Annotated in this window: 10 protein-coding genes and 2 pseudogenes; 8 read left to right on the top strand and 4 right to left on the bottom strand. The window is 63.7% G+C overall.

The features are described 5' to 3' along the window. Positions 1–346 precede the first annotated feature (346 nt). The 5 genes from IVB47_RS10875 to IVB47_RS10895 all read left to right on the top strand — a co-directional run bounded on the left by IVB47_RS10875 (position 347) and on the right by IVB47_RS10895 (position 6,608). Positions 347–2,044 carry a GMC oxidoreductase gene (locus tag IVB47_RS10875; protein ID WP_247461514.1) on the top strand — a complete coding sequence of 566 codons (1,698 nt, stop codon included), beginning with the start codon at positions 347–349 and terminating at the stop codon, positions 2,042–2,044. Between the two features lie 258 nt (positions 2,045–2,302). Further along, positions 2,303–3,817 (top strand): ATPase domain-containing protein, encoded by a 1,515-nt coding sequence (locus tag IVB47_RS10880; protein WP_247461516.1) that lies wholly within the window; start codon positions 2,303–2,305, stop codon positions 3,815–3,817. Continuing rightward, a complete protein-coding gene (locus IVB47_RS10885) occupies positions 3,814–5,523 on the top strand; it encodes a response regulator (RefSeq protein ID WP_247461518.1) in 1,710 nt (569 codons plus the stop codon). Before IVB47_RS10880 ends, IVB47_RS10885 begins: the two co-directional genes overlap by 4 nt. Before the next feature lie 297 nt (positions 5,524–5,820). Continuing rightward, complete coding sequence (locus tag IVB47_RS10890) at positions 5,821–6,384, top strand: hypothetical protein (RefSeq protein WP_247461520.1); 564 nt, start codon at positions 5,821–5,823, stop codon at positions 6,382–6,384. A gap of 26 nt (positions 6,385–6,410) precedes the next feature. Next, the gene (locus IVB47_RS10895; protein ID WP_247360495.1) at positions 6,411–6,608 is read left to right on the top strand and encodes a hypothetical protein; all 198 of its coding nucleotides are present in this window, start codon (positions 6,411–6,413) and stop codon (positions 6,606–6,608) included. Here IVB47_RS10895 and IVB47_RS10900 read toward each other — a convergent pair. The 3 genes and pseudogenes from IVB47_RS10900 to IVB47_RS10910 form a co-directional block, all read right to left on the bottom strand. Beyond that, a complete protein-coding gene (locus IVB47_RS10900) occupies positions 6,605–7,900 on the bottom strand; it encodes an MFS transporter (protein WP_027569559.1) in 1,296 nt (431 codons plus the stop codon). The two genes, IVB47_RS10895 and IVB47_RS10900, sit on opposite strands and share 4 nt — an antisense overlap. Positions 7,901–8,010: 110 nt before the next feature. Next, positions 8,011–9,206: pseudogene (locus IVB47_RS10905) on the bottom strand (acetyl-CoA C-acyltransferase). Positions 9,207–9,349: 143 nt separating this feature from the next. After that, positions 9,350–10,120, bottom strand: a complete 771-nt coding sequence (locus IVB47_RS10910; RefSeq protein ID WP_247461522.1) for an enoyl-CoA hydratase — start codon at positions 10,118–10,120, stop codon at positions 9,350–9,352. A gap of 147 nt (positions 10,121–10,267) precedes the next feature. On the opposite strand from IVB47_RS10910, the pseudogene IVB47_RS10915 reads away from it, so the two are divergent. Both IVB47_RS10915 and IVB47_RS10920 read left to right on the top strand, forming a co-directional pair. Further along, positions 10,268–10,812: pseudogene (locus tag IVB47_RS10915) on the top strand (PaaI family thioesterase). Between the two features lie 59 nt (positions 10,813–10,871). After that, the gene (locus IVB47_RS10920; protein WP_247461524.1) at positions 10,872–11,492 is read left to right on the top strand and encodes a TetR/AcrR family transcriptional regulator; all 621 of its coding nucleotides are present in this window, start codon (positions 10,872–10,874) and stop codon (positions 11,490–11,492) included. Positions 11,493–11,604: 112 nt separating this feature from the next. Here IVB47_RS10920 and IVB47_RS10925 read toward each other — a convergent pair whose 3' ends face one another. Further along, positions 11,605–12,513 carry a LysR family transcriptional regulator gene (locus IVB47_RS10925; protein ID WP_027569564.1) on the bottom strand — a complete coding sequence of 303 codons (909 nt, stop codon included), beginning with the start codon at positions 12,511–12,513 and terminating at the stop codon, positions 11,605–11,607. Between the two features lie 101 nt (positions 12,514–12,614). Between IVB47_RS10925 and IVB47_RS10930 the strand changes: the two genes are divergently transcribed. Continuing rightward, entirely contained in the window at positions 12,615–14,111 is a 1,497-nt protein-coding gene (locus IVB47_RS10930; RefSeq protein ID WP_247408278.1) for a CoA-acylating methylmalonate-semialdehyde dehydrogenase, read from the top strand. Positions 14,112–14,209: the final 98 nt, after the last annotated feature.

The following is a 14,209-nucleotide window of genomic DNA, read 5'->3' on the forward strand; positions in this document are numbered from 1 at the left end:
GCCACGCGTCCGATTGTCTGCAAGCGTCTCGTTTGAAACGAGGGAGAGACGTCATGACAAATGCGGGTAACGCGCTGCTTTGGACGGCCATATTTTTCTGTCTGTCGTTTGCTTCAATTTTTGTAGTCTGGTTTGCCGAGCGGTTGCGCGCGGGCTTCGTGAGGAAGCCGTAAAGCTTCCCAGGTTCGGTAGCTCGTCAACTGCTGACCCGACGATGGGTGCCTGCCGATAGGGCGCCTTCGATGTTGCCGCTGTCTGTGCTCCGCTTTGCCGCGGCAGTGATGACGTGACCTCAAAACAATTACGCGCTACGCTTCCCGGGCAAGAACAAGAGGAAGCGCCAATCGTGTACGACTTCATTATCGTGGGCGGCGGCTCGGCGGGGTCCGTGCTGGCCCACCGGCTCTCCGCGAGGAGCGCCAACAAGGTCCTGCTCTGCGAGGCTGGACAGGACACACCGCCCGGCGACGAGCCGGCCGAGATCAGGGACAGCTATCCGGGTACGGCCTATTTCGATCCGCGCTTCCACTGGACCGAGCTCAAGGTCACGACCCAGATCGTCAGCCACAACAATCCGGACGAAGGACGTCCGCCCTTACGCAAATACGAGCAGGCACGCGTGCTTGGCGGCGGCTCCTCGATCAACGGCCAGATGGCCAACCGCGGCGCGCCGACCGACTACGACGAATGGGAAGCGCGCGGCGCTGCGGGGTGGAGCTGGAACGATGTGCTGCCCTTCTTCAAGAAGGTCGAGCGCGACCTCGATTTCGACGGTCCCTACCACGGCAAGGACGGCCGGATCCCGGTTCGCCGGATCCCGCGGGAGCACTGGACGCGACATTCTCAGGCGTTCGCCGATGCCTTCCAACAGGCCGGCCACCAATACTTAGCCGACCAGAACGGCGAGTTCGTCGACGGGTTTTTCCCCGTGACGCACTCCAACCAGGCCGAGCAACGCGTCTCGGCCGCCATGGGCTATCTCGATCGTGATACGCGCAAGCGCGCCAATCTGACGATCTCCACCAACACGCAGGTCAGAGAGCTGCTGTTCGAAGGCACGCGATGCGTCGGCGTGAAGGCCGTGGTCGACGGACGGGAGCAGGAATTCCGCGGCCGCGAGATCATTCTCTCCAGCGGCGCCATCCATTCGCCGGCGCATCTGTTGCGCGCCGGCATCGGCCCAGTCGGACACCTCAAGGACATGGGCATTCCCGTGCTGATGGGGCTACAGGGCGTCGGCCAGCGCCTGATGGATCATCCCTCGATCTCGCTGTCGTCCTTTGTCCGCCGCGGAGCGCGGATGAACGAGCACACCAGGCGCCACATGCAGCTTGGCCTGCGTTATTCGTCCGGGCTCGAAGGCGTGCCGAAAGGCGACATGTTCGTCGTCCTGCTCAGCAAATCAGCCTGGCACGCCGTCGGTGAGCAGATCGGATCGCTGCTGACGTTCGTCAACAAGACCTATTCCGAGACAGGACAGGTCAAGCTTGCCTCGCGCGACCCGGCAGCCGAGCCGATCGTCGAGTTCAACCTGTTGTCCGACCGGCGCGACCTCGATCGCCTGATGAGCGGTTTCCGCAAGATGGCGGCCGTCCAGATGAGCGACGTCGTCAGGGCCGTGACGGACAAGCCATTCCCGGCCTCCTATACCGACCGCGTACGCAAGATCGGCGTGGTCAACACCAGGAACCGGATACTGACCAAGATCGCCGCGGCCCTGATGGACGGGCCGGCGGCGCTGCGCCACTACATGATCGACAATTTCGTGGTCGAGGGCTTCACCTTCGACGACGTCATCAACGACGACGAGGTGCTGGAAGCCTTCGTGCGCAAGGCCACCATCGGCGTGTGGCACGCCTCCTGCTCGTGCCGCATGGGCCGGGCCGACGATCCGATGGCAGTCGTCGATCCAGAGGGCCGCGTCAAAGGCGTGCAGGGCCTGCGCGTCGTCGATGCCTCGATCTTCCCGGTGGTGCCGTGTGCCAACACCAATTTCCCAGTTCTGATGTCGGCAGAGAAGATCGCGGCCTCGATGATGCAGTGAGCTGGTGCTGCATTTCGGGGCCAGCGTACTGGTTTTGTCGATATTGACCTTCTGACCCTCCGGGAATCTGAACGAGGGCCCAAAACGGTTCCGCCGGAGACGGTCTGGCGGACATGCGTCGTAACGCGGAACTTGGAACCCCGCCTAGGCGTTCTTCGCCAGCTTTCGCCTTTTGGTTGGAACCGGACCGCTGACCTGCGCGACCCGTCTTCCGGCCGGAGCGCAGATTGTTAGCGACGGAACTTTCACGGGGGTCCAATGACCGATTCATCCAGCGGGGCGCAAACCAGCGACCCCGAAGACTTGCCCAGGATTTCGACCGGCAGCGACGGTCTGGACGACATCCTCTGTGGCGGGCTCGATCCCAATCGCATGTACCTCTACGAGGGTCGGCCCGGCTCGGGCAAGACCACGATGGCGCTTCAATTCCTTCTCGAGGGCGTCCGCTGCGGTGAACGCGTGCTCTATATCTCCTTGTCGGAAACCAAACGTGAGCTGACGCTGGTTGCGCAGCGGCACGGCTGGTCGCTGCGAGGTGTCGACATCTTCGAACTGGTTCCGCCGGAGACGACGCTGGATCCCGAGCGGGAGCTCACCGTCTTCCATCCCGCTGAAATGGAGCTGAGCGAAACGACGGGCCTGATATTCAAGGAAGTCGAACGGATCAATCCCGCGCGCGTGGTGCTGGACAGCCTGTCCGAGCTGCGCCTCCTCGCGCAGAACCCGCTGCGGTACCGGCGCCAGGTTCTGGCCCTGAAGCACTTCTTCACCAACCGCAATTGCACGGTCATCCTCCTCGACGACCTCTCGTCGTCCCAGGACGATTTGCAACTCCATTCGATCGCGCATGGCGTGGTGATGCTCGAACAGCTCGCCATTGATTATGGAGCAGAGCGCCGGCGGATGCGCGTCATCAAGATGCGCGGCATTCGATTTCGCGGCGGCTTCCACGATTTCACCATTGAAGCAGGAGGTGTGCGGATATTCCCCCGGCTGGTCGCGGGGGAACATCACGCATCGTTCATCGGTGAGTTGACGCCGAGCGGCAATGCGCAACTCGACCAGCTCCTGGGAGGAGGGCTTGAGCGCGGCACCAGTGCGCTTCTTTTGGGCGCCGCCGGTGTCGGCAAGTCGTCTCTCGCGCTGACCTATGCGATCGCGGCGGCAGCCCGTGGTGAGCATGCGGTATTCTTTGCCTTCGATGAAGGTCGCGGCACGGTGGAAGCCCGGGCTCGGACGCTTGGCCTGCCCCTTGAAACGCACCTGCAATCGGGACTCATCCGCTTTCAACAGATCGATCCCGCCGAGATGTCCCCCGGGGAATTCGCCGCGAATGTACGAAAGAGCGTCGAAAAGGATAACGCCCGGATTGTCATCATCGACAGTCTGAACGGTTACCTCAACGCGATGCCGGATGAGCGATTCCTCATCCTTCAGATGCATGAGCTCCTGAGCTATCTCGGGCAGAAAGGCGTGCTGACCGTCCTGATCCTCGCTCAACATGGGCTGATCGGTCCGATGGAAACGGCTCTCGATATCAGCTATTTGAGTGATGCGGTGCTCATGCTGCGCTATTTTGAGGTCGGCGGAACGGTGCGGCGTGCCCTCTCCGTCGTGAAGAAGCGCAGCGGCAATCATGAAAACTCAATCCGCGAGTTTCGTCTTGGCCGCGCTGGCGTCACGCTAGGCCCTCCGCTGAGCGAGTTCAGCGGCATTTTTTCCGGAAATCCGCGTTATACGGGCACGAGCATGCCAGAGGGGCCGGCGGAATGAGCGCGGACCGCGATCATTGCGTTCTCGTTTTTGCTCCGATCGGCCGTGATGGGGCGGCATCGGTCGAGCTTTTCCGCAATTCGAATCTCGTCGCAATCAATTGTCGTGGTCTGCCTGAACTGGTCAGCGAGATGTCGGCGGGAGTGGGCGCGGTCCTTCTCGCCGAGGAGGGCTTGTTCGGGAAGGATACCCAGCCGCTGGCACATTGGATCGAGCGGCAGCCGCCCTGGTCTGACCTGCCCTTTGTCATTCTCACCAGCCACCGGGAGCAGCCGGCGGTGGTTGCCTGGCGCCGCAGCATCGTCGAGACACTCCGCAACGTTTCGCTGCTTGAACGTCCGGTTCAGCCGATCACGCTGACGAGCGCAATTCAATCCGCAATGCGGGCCCGCCGGCGGCAATATGAAATTCGAACCTTGCTGCAGGCGCGCGAGCGGACGGCCCAGGAGCTCGAGAAGCTCGTGGTCGAGCGCACCCGTGCTCTCGAGGAGGCCAACAAGCATCTGCGGGCCGAAATGGAAGAGCGCGCCCGGGTCGAGGAGACCCTTCGTCAAGCCCAGAAGATCGAAGCCATCGGACAATTGACCGGCGGAGTAGCTCACGACTTCAATAATCTGCTGATGGTGATCTCCGGTGGATTGGACATGCTCGATCGGCAGACAGATCCTGATCGGCGGCGTCGTCTGTTGCAGGGAATGGTTCAGGCGGCGCAGCGCGGTGCCGGCCTGACCCGGCAGCTTCTGGCTTTTTCACGGCGGCAGAAGCTCCGGCCCGAGGCCGTCGACATCGCATCGCAGATCGGCGGCATGCGCGAACTGCTCGATCGGAGCCTGAGAGGCGACGTTCACGTCGAGTTCGATTTTCCGGATGGTCTTTGGCCGGTGGAGGTCGATCCGGGAGAGCTCGAACTGGTCATTCTCAACCTGGCGGTCAACGCCCGCGATGCGATGCCGAACGGCGGCACGATCGTTGTTCGTGGCGAGAACCTGGCCGGCTTCGACGAGGATGAAATTTCGGGCGATTACGTCCGCATGTCCGTGGTCGACAGGGGCGTCGGGATGAGCCCCGAGATCCTGGCGCGGGTCTTCGAACCGTTCTTCACGACCAAGGATGTCGGGAAAGGCTCGGGCCTGGGGCTTGCGCAGGTGCACGGATTTGCGACGCAATCACGCGGGATGGTTCGAATAAAATCGATCGTCGACGAGGGCACCAGCATCGAGCTCTATTTGCCGCGATCCAGGAATATTCCTTCGGGTGAACGGCATCTCATCGACCTGAACAGGGCGCGTCCCAAGAAGGCTAATCATGGCCGGGTTCTCCTCGTCGAAGACGACGACGAGGTCGCCGCGCTGGTCAGCGAAATGCTTGCGCAGCTCGGTTACCAGGTCACGCGCGCGGCCAGTGCTGCGGCGGCCCTCGGTGCCCTAGCGGACGGCCGCTCCGTCGATCTGGTGTTTTCCGATATCATGATGCCGGGCGGCATGAACGGTGTCGAACTCGCGTCCGAGATAAAGAGGAGGCGAAGCGACATCCCGGTCCTGCTGACGAGCGGATACGCCGAAGCCGCGGTTCACGACGCCGAAATGGCCGGGATCCGGATCCTGTCGAAGCCCTACCACATCGACGAGCTCGCCGCAGCGCTCAGTGCTGCAAAATCGGACTTTGCGATAGCCACAGGAGCGGGTTTGGCGACGACTCGGGGCTGACCACGCGCGCAACAATTACTGCCCGGGTTTATGGCTCGAGGGGCGCCCTGGGCGTTTGCGCGCTCGGCCGGTCGACGCCCGTCGCTGGGCGGCGTGCACATGCGGTAGCGTCTCAGTTGCGACGACACGCATTCGTTCTCTGCGAGTAGTCCATCTCTGCCGCTACGTCTGGGCTATGAGGACTGCAGAAATCGGCCCGCAAATGAAGCCACTTTCGGCCGCTTTTTAGCCCATTTCAGCCAAACTGTTATTGGTTTCTCATTGCCGAGGCAGGGATCTTCAATTTGGAGCCCTGCAATGTTCAAGGCGGTTCTTTCTGCGTGTCTCTTGGTTGCCCTCAGCTCCGTCGCTTCCGAAGCACGGACTTATCGCATTCATCAAGTACCTGAATGCAACGTCACGATGCCCTGCGACTTCTCGTATGCGCAAACGCGCCGTGAGCGGACTTCCCGGTCCCCACTGAATCCCAGGTCCTCGCTACAAGCCTATCGCGCGACGCAATTGACGGTGACCAGCGCGGGCAGCGCCCCGACGGCGGACATCTCCGGCGCCCGCATCGTCGGCAGTCGTCCGGCAGGGTGTCCTTCATCCTTCTGCGGCTGCGGCGCGGCTCTGCGCGTGTTCGGCCGTATCGTGCCGGAATTGAATCTTGCGGCCAATTGGCTGCGCTTCCCGCGGACATCACCCGCACCGGGAATGGTCGCAGCGCGACGTGGACATGTGTTCGTCCTCGAGCAGCACCTGGAAGGGGACACCTGGATGGCGTACGACGCCAACTCGGGCGGACACGCGACGCGAATGCATGCGCGTTCATTGCGTGGCTATACGATCGTCAACCCGCGCGGTGGTTCCGTCGCCTGAGAGGCCAGCCGACATAATTGCGACGCATGAACATCCGCAAGGCGTCTGTCGACGGCTACGGCAGGTTCGCCTTGCTGATTTTTCGATCTGCGACGGCTGGTCGCGTTTTATTTCAGGTACGTCTTCCGCAATCGAGCGGCATCCCGAACCCGAACGACCCGCCTCGTGTCGGGCGGATCGGTGACGCCGCACTCTACGGCGTCACCGGCACCATCAGATACTAAGCCATCGCGGCTTGCGGCTTTGGCTTCGGTTGTCGCGACAACGTCAGCACGATCAGCGCGGCGAACACGCAGAGCGCGCCGGCGATGAAGAAGGCGGGCAGGTAGCTCTGATAGACCGTCCGCGAGAAACCGGCGCCGAAGGCGGCGGTGCCCGCGCCGAGCTGGTGGCCGGCAAAGATCCAGCCGAACACCAGATTGGCGCGCTCAGGTCCGAATTTCTGCGCGGTCAGGCGCACCGTGGGCGGCACGGTTGCGATCCAGTCGAGTCCGTAGAACATCGCGAAGATCGAGAGCCCATAAAACGAGAAATCGCTGAAGGGGAGGAAGATCAGCGAGAGCCCGCGCAGGCCGTAATACCAGAACAGCAGGTAGCGGTTGTCGTAGCGGTCCGACAGCCAGCCCGACATGATGGTGCCGAAGAAGTCGAAGATGCCCATGGCAGCCAGCAAGCCCGCGGCCTGCACCTGCGGGATGCCGAAATCGAGGCACATCGGAATCAGATGCACCTGCACGAGGCCATTGGTGGATGCGCCGCAGACGAAGAACGTCGCAAACAGGACCCAGAACGCGCTGCTCTTCGAGGCGTCGCGCAGCGTGCCGAGTGCCACGCCGGTGATCGAGCCATGGCTGACGGGCGGGGCGGGCAGGGGTGTGGTGCCTTCGTCGCCGAACGGGCGCAGGCCCAAATCGCTCGGACGGTCGCGCATCGCGAGCAGGACCGCGAGGGCGGAAACACCAAGCGCGATGCAGACGAAGCCGAGCGCAAGCCGCCAGCCGAAACGTTCGGTGAGGCTTGCCAGCAGCGGCAGGAACACGAGCTGGCCGGTGGCGACGCTTGCGGTCATGATGCCGACGACGAGGCCGCGCCGCGCTGCGAACCAGCGCGTCGCGATGGTGGCGCCCAGCACCAGTGCGGTCATGCCGGTGCCGATCCCGATCACGACGCCCCACAGCGCCACGAGCTGCCAGACCTCCGTCATGCCGAGCGAGAGCACCAGCGCCGAGACGACGATGAGCTGCGCGGTCAGCGTGACGTTGCGGAGGCCGTAACGGTTGAGCAGGGCTGCCGCAAACGGCGCCATCAGCCCGAACAGGATGAAGCGGATTGACAGCGCGGAGGAGATCTCCGCCGTGCTCCAGCCGAATTCCTTCTGAAGCGGAACGATGAACACGCCGGGCGCGCCGACCGTGCCGGCGCTGATCAGCGCGGTGAGGAAGGTCACGCCGACCATCACCCAGCCGTAGTGGATATTGCGGCGGCCGAGTGTTGCCGCGAGCCAGTTCGAGATCATTGGGCCTCAATCTTGGTAGGCAGGATTTGAAACACCTGCGCAAGTTTGCAGAGTGGCACGAGACGCGTCTGTCTGAAATGACGGAGTTCCCTCATTTCCGGACTTTCACCTCAGTGCGTCAAGCGTTCCATCGCGATCGCTGTGGCTTCGCCGCCGCCGATGCAGAGCGCCGCGACACCGCGCTTGAGGTTTCGCGCCTCGAGCGCATGCAGCAGCGTCACGATCAGCCGTGCGCCGGGGCACCGATGGGATGGCCGAGCGCGCACGCGCCGCCGTTGATGTTGAGCTTCTCGCGGGGAATGCCGAGATCGCGCTGCGCCGCCATCGCCACCACGGCGAAGGCTTCGTTGATCTCGAACAGGTCGACGTCGTCGGCGCTCCAGCCGACTTTGTCCAAGAGCTTGCGGATCGCCGGGATCGGGGCCGTGGTGAACCATTGCGGCTCCTGGCTGTGGGTGGCGTGGCCCTTGATCACGGCGAGAGCCGGCAGGCCGTTGCGATCGGCGAGTGAGCGCTTCGTCAGCACCAGCGCAGCGGCGCCGTCGGCGTTGGCGGAGGAGGCCGCTGGCGTGATGGTGCCGTTGGCGCGGAACGCCGGCTTCAGCCCGGGGATCTTCGCGGGATCGACCTTGAGCGGATGCTCGTCATTAGCGACGATGCGGGGGCCTGCCTTCTCGCTCAGCGTGATCGGCGCGATCTCGGCCTTGAACGCGCCGCCCTCGACCGCCTTGCGCGCGCGGCTCAACGTTTCCATCGCGAAGGCGTCCTGGTCCTTGCGGGTGAACTGGTAGGCTTCGGCGGTGGCCTCGCCGAAATCGCCCATGGAGCGGCCGGTCTCGTAGGCGTCTTCAAGGCCGTCCATCATCATGTGGTCGATGATGCGGTCGTGGCCGGCGCGATAGCCGCCGCGCGCCTTGACGAGCAGATACGGCGCGTTGCTCATGCTCTCCATGCCGCCGGAGACGACGATCTCGGCCGAGCCGGCGCGAATGATGTCGTGCGCCAGCATGGTCGCCTTCATGCCGGAGCCGCAGACCTTGTTCACAGTGGTCGCCCCTGTGGCGTCGGGCAGGCCGGCCGCACGCGCAGCCTGGCGCGCCGGGGCCTGGCCCTGGCCCGCGGGAAGGACGCAGCCCATGAAGATCTCGTCGACCTTCTCCGGCGCAAGCTTGGCACGCTCGAGTGCCGCGCCGATCACGTGCGAACCGAGCTTGTGTGCGGGAAGCGGCGACAGCTCGCCCATGAAGCGCCCGAGCGGGCTACGGACGGCGGAGACGATGACGACGGGATCGGCGGCTTCGGCCATGGGGGAGACTCCCTACGATGTCGGACATGTAAGATTATGACCATCATATGATGCGGCGCAAAAAAATGCAACTGCGTCCGGCATGAGAAAATCTTGTGGTTCGCATGAGATTTGGTCGTGCGAACGGAAGAGGTTGAGAGCGCCTACCGCTTCCGATTCACAAACGCGCCCATCAGCCGCGTCGGCTCGTCCGTCAGGAACGACTCGCCGAACACCTTCACGCTCAAATTCACCGACTCCGTCAGCGGCAGTTCCTCCCATTGCCGCAGCAGTGCTTTCTGCGAGCGCAGCGCCTCGGGGCCGCATTCGAGCAGCGCCTGCACAAGGTGCTCGACCTCGGCATCGAGCCCGCCTTCCGGCGCGACCTTGTCGACCAGCCCCCAGGCCAGCGCCGTCGACGCGTCGATGTTCTCAGCGGTCATCACCAGCCAGCGCGCGCGGGCCCAGCCGATCAGACGCGGCAGCAGCGCGGCATGGATCACTGAGGGAATGCCGACGCGCACCTCCGGCATGCCGAAATGCGCATCATGGGCTGCGATCCGGAAGTCGCAGGCGGCAGCGACTTCGAGCCCGCCGCCGAGGCACCAGCCGGGCATGCGCGCGATCATGGGAGCCGGGAAGGCGCGCACGGCCTCGCAGAGGTCGCGCAGGCGGCTGATGAAGGCTTCGGCGGACTTCTGGTCGAGCCTGGCCATCTCCTTGATGTCGGCGCCACCGATCATGCTCTTCTCGCTCTGGCCGCGCAGCACCACAACCCGGATGCTGCGGTCGGACGAGAGTTGCTGCAAACCTTCGCGAACCGCATCGGTGACGGGCGAGCCCAAAATGTTCAGCGAGCCGGCATTGCAGATGGCGACGTGAACGACGCCGCGCGGATCGCGCGTCACGCCGCAGTGATGGTTGAGCATTTCCATGAGGGGATCTCTGAGTTTCGTGGACGTGCGAATGCGCCTGTCGGGATCACTTCCGGGCGAAACGCATTGGTTGTCAAGCGGGCGGGAGGGAGTTGCCAGCGCGAAGTCCGCAGAATAGTATGATGGAAATCATACCAAGAGGCCGCGATGACCAGCAACGATCAACTCGACCTGTTTTCGCCTGCGGGCCGGCGCGAGCGTGTGGTGGAGTGGCAGGTGCCTGCGCCGGTTGCGAAGGTGGCGATGGGCCTGTCAGGCATGGATGCGATGCTGGGCATCCGCGACGGAAGGCTGCCGCCGCCACCCTTTGCCAAGCTGATCGGCTTCGTCATGGCCGTGGTCGAGCCGGGCCGTATCGTCATGGAACTCGAGCCGCGCGAGGATCTCGAAAACACCATAGGCCTCCTGCACGGGGCCACAGCCGCCGCGCTGCTCGACACCGCCATGGGGTGTGCGATCTCGACCAGGCTGGAGCCCGGGCAGGGCTCCGTCACCCTCGACCTGAAAATGACCTTCCTGCGTCCGCTCTCGGTACGGTCCGGTCCGGGCTGATCGCCGCCGAGGGCAAGGTGATCAAGCTGGGACGCCAGACCAGCTACACCGAGGGTTTCGTCCGAGACGGTCAGGGGGCGCTTGCGGTGCACGCAACGGCGACCTTTTCCATGATCGGCAACAATTTTACCGGGAATTAATGCGCCGTCCGGCCGATATCCGTGTTATTAGATGACCTCCGACATTCAATGAGACTCGCATGCGCTATTCCCGGGAACACAAGCAGGAAACCCACGATCGCATCGTGAAGAAGGCCTCCGTGCGGCTGCGCGAAAAGGGCGCCCACGGCATCGGCGTCGCCGACCTCATGAAGGAGGCGGGCCTGACCCATGGCGGCTTCTACGCCCATTTCGATTCCCGCGAGGCGCTCGTGATCGAGGCGTTCGACTACGCCATGGATCGCTCGATGGAGCACTGGCGCAAGCAATCTGTTCAGGTCGCGCCGGAGAAGCAGCTCCCCCAGATCGTGGAGACCTATCTCTCGACGGTGCATCGCGACAACCCCGGTCACGGTTGCTCGATTCCCGCGCTCGGCGCCGAGATCGCCCGGGAGAGCCCGAAGACACGAAAGGCCTTTGCGGGCAAGCTCGACGAGATGATCGAGATGATCACGGACTTCATCCCGAATCTGCCGCGCAAGGCCGCGCGCAAGCAGGCGATCGCGACGCTGGCGACCATGGCCGGCACCATGCTGCTCGCGCGCATTGCCGGCTCGAGCGAGCTGTCGGACGAGGTGTTGAAGACGGGCAAGGACAGCGCGCTGGATGGCGCGCGGCGTGAGCCGAAGGTAACGGCGGCGAAGAAGCCGAAGCAGAGTTAGGCCGAGGTGCCGTAGGTGGGCAAAAGCGAAGCGTGCCCACCACCCAACCGCGAGTGTGGAGACATGGTGGGCACGGCGCTAGGGCGGCTTTGCCCAACCTACGAGACCGTCCTTACCTTCCCGCAAACAGCGCCCGCTCGCGCTCCACAATCTCGGAAATATAATCTGCCACCGCGCGGATGCGTGCGAGGTCCTTGCTGTCGGCGTGCATCAGCATCCAGAAGGTGCGGGTGATCGAGACCTCTTCCGCCAGCACCGCGAGCAGCTGCGGATAGTCGGCCGCCATGAAGTGCGGCAGGACGGCGATACCGAAGCCGGCGAGCGTGGCATTGAGTTGTGCGATCAGATTGGCGCTGCGCAAGCGTGCGGAGACCTTCGGCGACACCTGCGGCAGATAGTCGAGCTCGGGCGTGAACAAGAGCTCCTCGATATAGCCGACGAAGCGATGCTGCGGCAGCACCTCGCGCGAGGTGATTTTCGGGAAGCGGTCGAGATAGGCGGGCGCGGCATAGAGTCCGAGGCGGTAGTCGAGCAGTTTGCGGCCGACGATGCGGCCTTCCTTCGGCATGGTCAGGCTGATCGCGATATCGGCCTCGCGCTTGGAGAGGCTGAACAGCCGCGCGGTGGCCACCAGTTGCAAATCGAGATCGGGATACCGGTCGGCGAACTGAGCGAGCCGGGGCGCCAGGAAGGCGGTGCCAAATCCGTCTGGCGCGCCGATCCTCACTGTGCCGGTCAGCCGCGCCACGGAGCCACCGACCTGCTCCTGGTTGGCGACGATGGTCGATTCCATGGCTTCCGCGCTGTCGGCGACGCGCTGGCCGGCCTCTGTCAGCAGGTAGCCGGTCTTGCGCCGGTCAAACAGCTTGGCCGAGAGGTGCTTCTCCAGCCGGTCGACGCGGCGGATGACGGTAGCATGGTCGACGCCGAGCTGTTTTGCCGCAGCCGAAACCGAGCCGCCCCGCACGATGGCCAGCACGAAGCGGAAGTCGTCCCAGTCGATAGCGCCTTGATCCAGCATTTTCGCACATCTATGGTGCATTATCTCAGACTTGAATCCTATAAAATGCAGGTCGATAGGATTTGTCAAAGCGTTCAAGCTCGCCTTAAGGAGACCATTCCATGCGTTCAGTCGGACATTTCATTGGTGGCAAGGAGGTCAAGGGCACCTCGGGCCGCACCGCCGACGTTTTCGAGCCGATGACGGGTGACGTCCAGGCCAAGGTGGCGCTGGCGTCCAAGGCCGAGGTCCGCGCCGCCGTCGAGAACGCCCGCTCCGCGCAGCCGGAATGGGCCGCGACCAACCCGCAGCGCCGCGCCCGCGTCATGATGAAGTTCGTCGAGCTGGTGCAGCGCGACTACGACAAGCTCGCCGAGTTGCTCGCCCGCGAGCATGGCAAGACCGTTCCGGACGCCAAGGGCGACATCCAGCGCGGCCTCGAAGTCGCGGAATTTGCCTGCGGCATCCCGCATCTGATGAAGGGCGAATACACCGAAGGCGCCGGCCCCGGCATCGACATCTACTCGATGCGCCAGGCGCTCGGCGTCGTCGCCGGCATCACGCCGTTCAATTTCCCGGCGATGATCCCGATGTGGAAGTTCGCTCCTGCGATTGCCTGCGGCAACGCCTTCATCCTGAAGCCGTCGGAGCGCGATCCCGGCGTGCCGATGATGCTCGCCGAGCTGATGATCGAGGCGGGCCTGCCGGCCGGCATCCTCAATGTCGTCAACGGCGACAAGGAAGCGGTCGACGCCATCCTCGACGATCCCGATATCAAGGCCGTCGGCTTCGTCGGCTCCACTCCGATCGCGCAATACATCTACGAGCGCGCAGCCCAAACCGGCAAGCGCTGCCAGTGTTTTGGCGGCGCCAAGAACCACGCCATCATCATGCCCGACGCCGACATGGACCAGGCGGTCGACGCACTGATCGGCGCCGGCTACGGTTCGGCCGGCGAACGCTGCATGGCGGTGTCCGTCGCGGTCCCCGTCGGCAAGTCCACTGCCGACCGCTTGATGGAAAAGCTGGTCCCGCGCGTCGAGTCGCTCAAGATCGGCACCTCGATCGATCCGTCCGCCGATTACGGTCCGCTGGTGACGCGCGAGGCGGTCGAGAAGGTCAAGGGCTATATCGACATCGGCATCAAGGAAGGTGCGACGCTCGCGGTCGACGGCCGCGGCTTCAAGATGCAGGGCTACGAGAACGGCTTCTATCTCGGCGGTTCGCTGTTCGACAACGTCACGAAGGACATGCGGATCTACAAGGAAGAGATTTTTGGTCCCGTGCTCTCGGTCGTGCGCGCGCACGATTACAAGGAAGCGCTGGCGCTGCCGTCGGAGCATGATTACGGCAACGGTGTTGCGATTTTCACCCGCGACGGTGATGCCGCGCGCGATTTCGCTGCCAAGGTCAATGTCGGCATGGTCGGCATCAATGTGCCGATCCCGGTGCCGATCGCCTATTACACCTTCGGCGGCTGGAAGAAGTCGGGCTTCGGCGATCTTAACCAGCACGGCCCGGATTCGGTGCGCTTCTACACCAAGACCAAGACGGTGACCTCGCGCTGGCCGTCCGGCGTCAAGGAAGGTGCGGAGTTCTCGATCCCGCTGATGAAGTAAGGCTGTAGCCCAGCCCGTCATTGCGAGCATAGCGAAGCAATCCAGACTTTCCCTCGGACCCACTGGATTGCTTCGTCGCTTCGCTCCTCGCAATGACG

The sequence above is a fragment of the Bradyrhizobium sp. 62 genome (assembly GCF_023073035.1).
Lineage (GTDB): Bacteria > Pseudomonadota > Alphaproteobacteria > Rhizobiales > Xanthobacteraceae > Bradyrhizobium.

Bases quoted from the DNA above. Each gene is read 5' to 3' on its own strand.
- IVB47_RS10880 (WP_247461516.1), top strand. From the start codon at position 2,303: ATGACCGATTCATCCAGCGGGGCGCAAACCAGCGACCCCGAAGACTTG.
- IVB47_RS10885 (WP_247461518.1), top strand. From the start codon at position 3,814: ATGAGCGCGGACCGCGATCATTGCGTTCTCGTTTTTGCTCCGATCGGC.
- IVB47_RS10890 (WP_247461520.1), top strand. From the start codon at position 5,821: ATGTTCAAGGCGGTTCTTTCTGCGTGTCTCTTGGTTGCCCTCAGCTCC.
- IVB47_RS10895 (WP_247360495.1), top strand. From the start codon at position 6,411: ATGAACATCCGCAAGGCGTCTGTCGACGGCTACGGCAGGTTCGCCTTG.
- IVB47_RS10900 (WP_027569559.1), bottom strand. From the start codon at position 7,900: ATGATCTCGAACTGGCTCGCGGCAACACTCGGCCGCCGCAATATCCAC.
- IVB47_RS10910 (WP_247461522.1), bottom strand. From the start codon at position 10,120: ATGGAAATGCTCAACCATCACTGCGGCGTGACGCGCGATCCGCGCGGC.
- IVB47_RS10920 (WP_247461524.1), top strand. From the start codon at position 10,872: ATGCGCTATTCCCGGGAACACAAGCAGGAAACCCACGATCGCATCGTG.
- IVB47_RS10925 (WP_027569564.1), bottom strand. From the start codon at position 12,513: ATGCTGGATCAAGGCGCTATCGACTGGGACGACTTCCGCTTCGTGCTG.
- IVB47_RS10930 (WP_247408278.1), top strand. From the start codon at position 12,615: ATGCGTTCAGTCGGACATTTCATTGGTGGCAAGGAGGTCAAGGGCACC.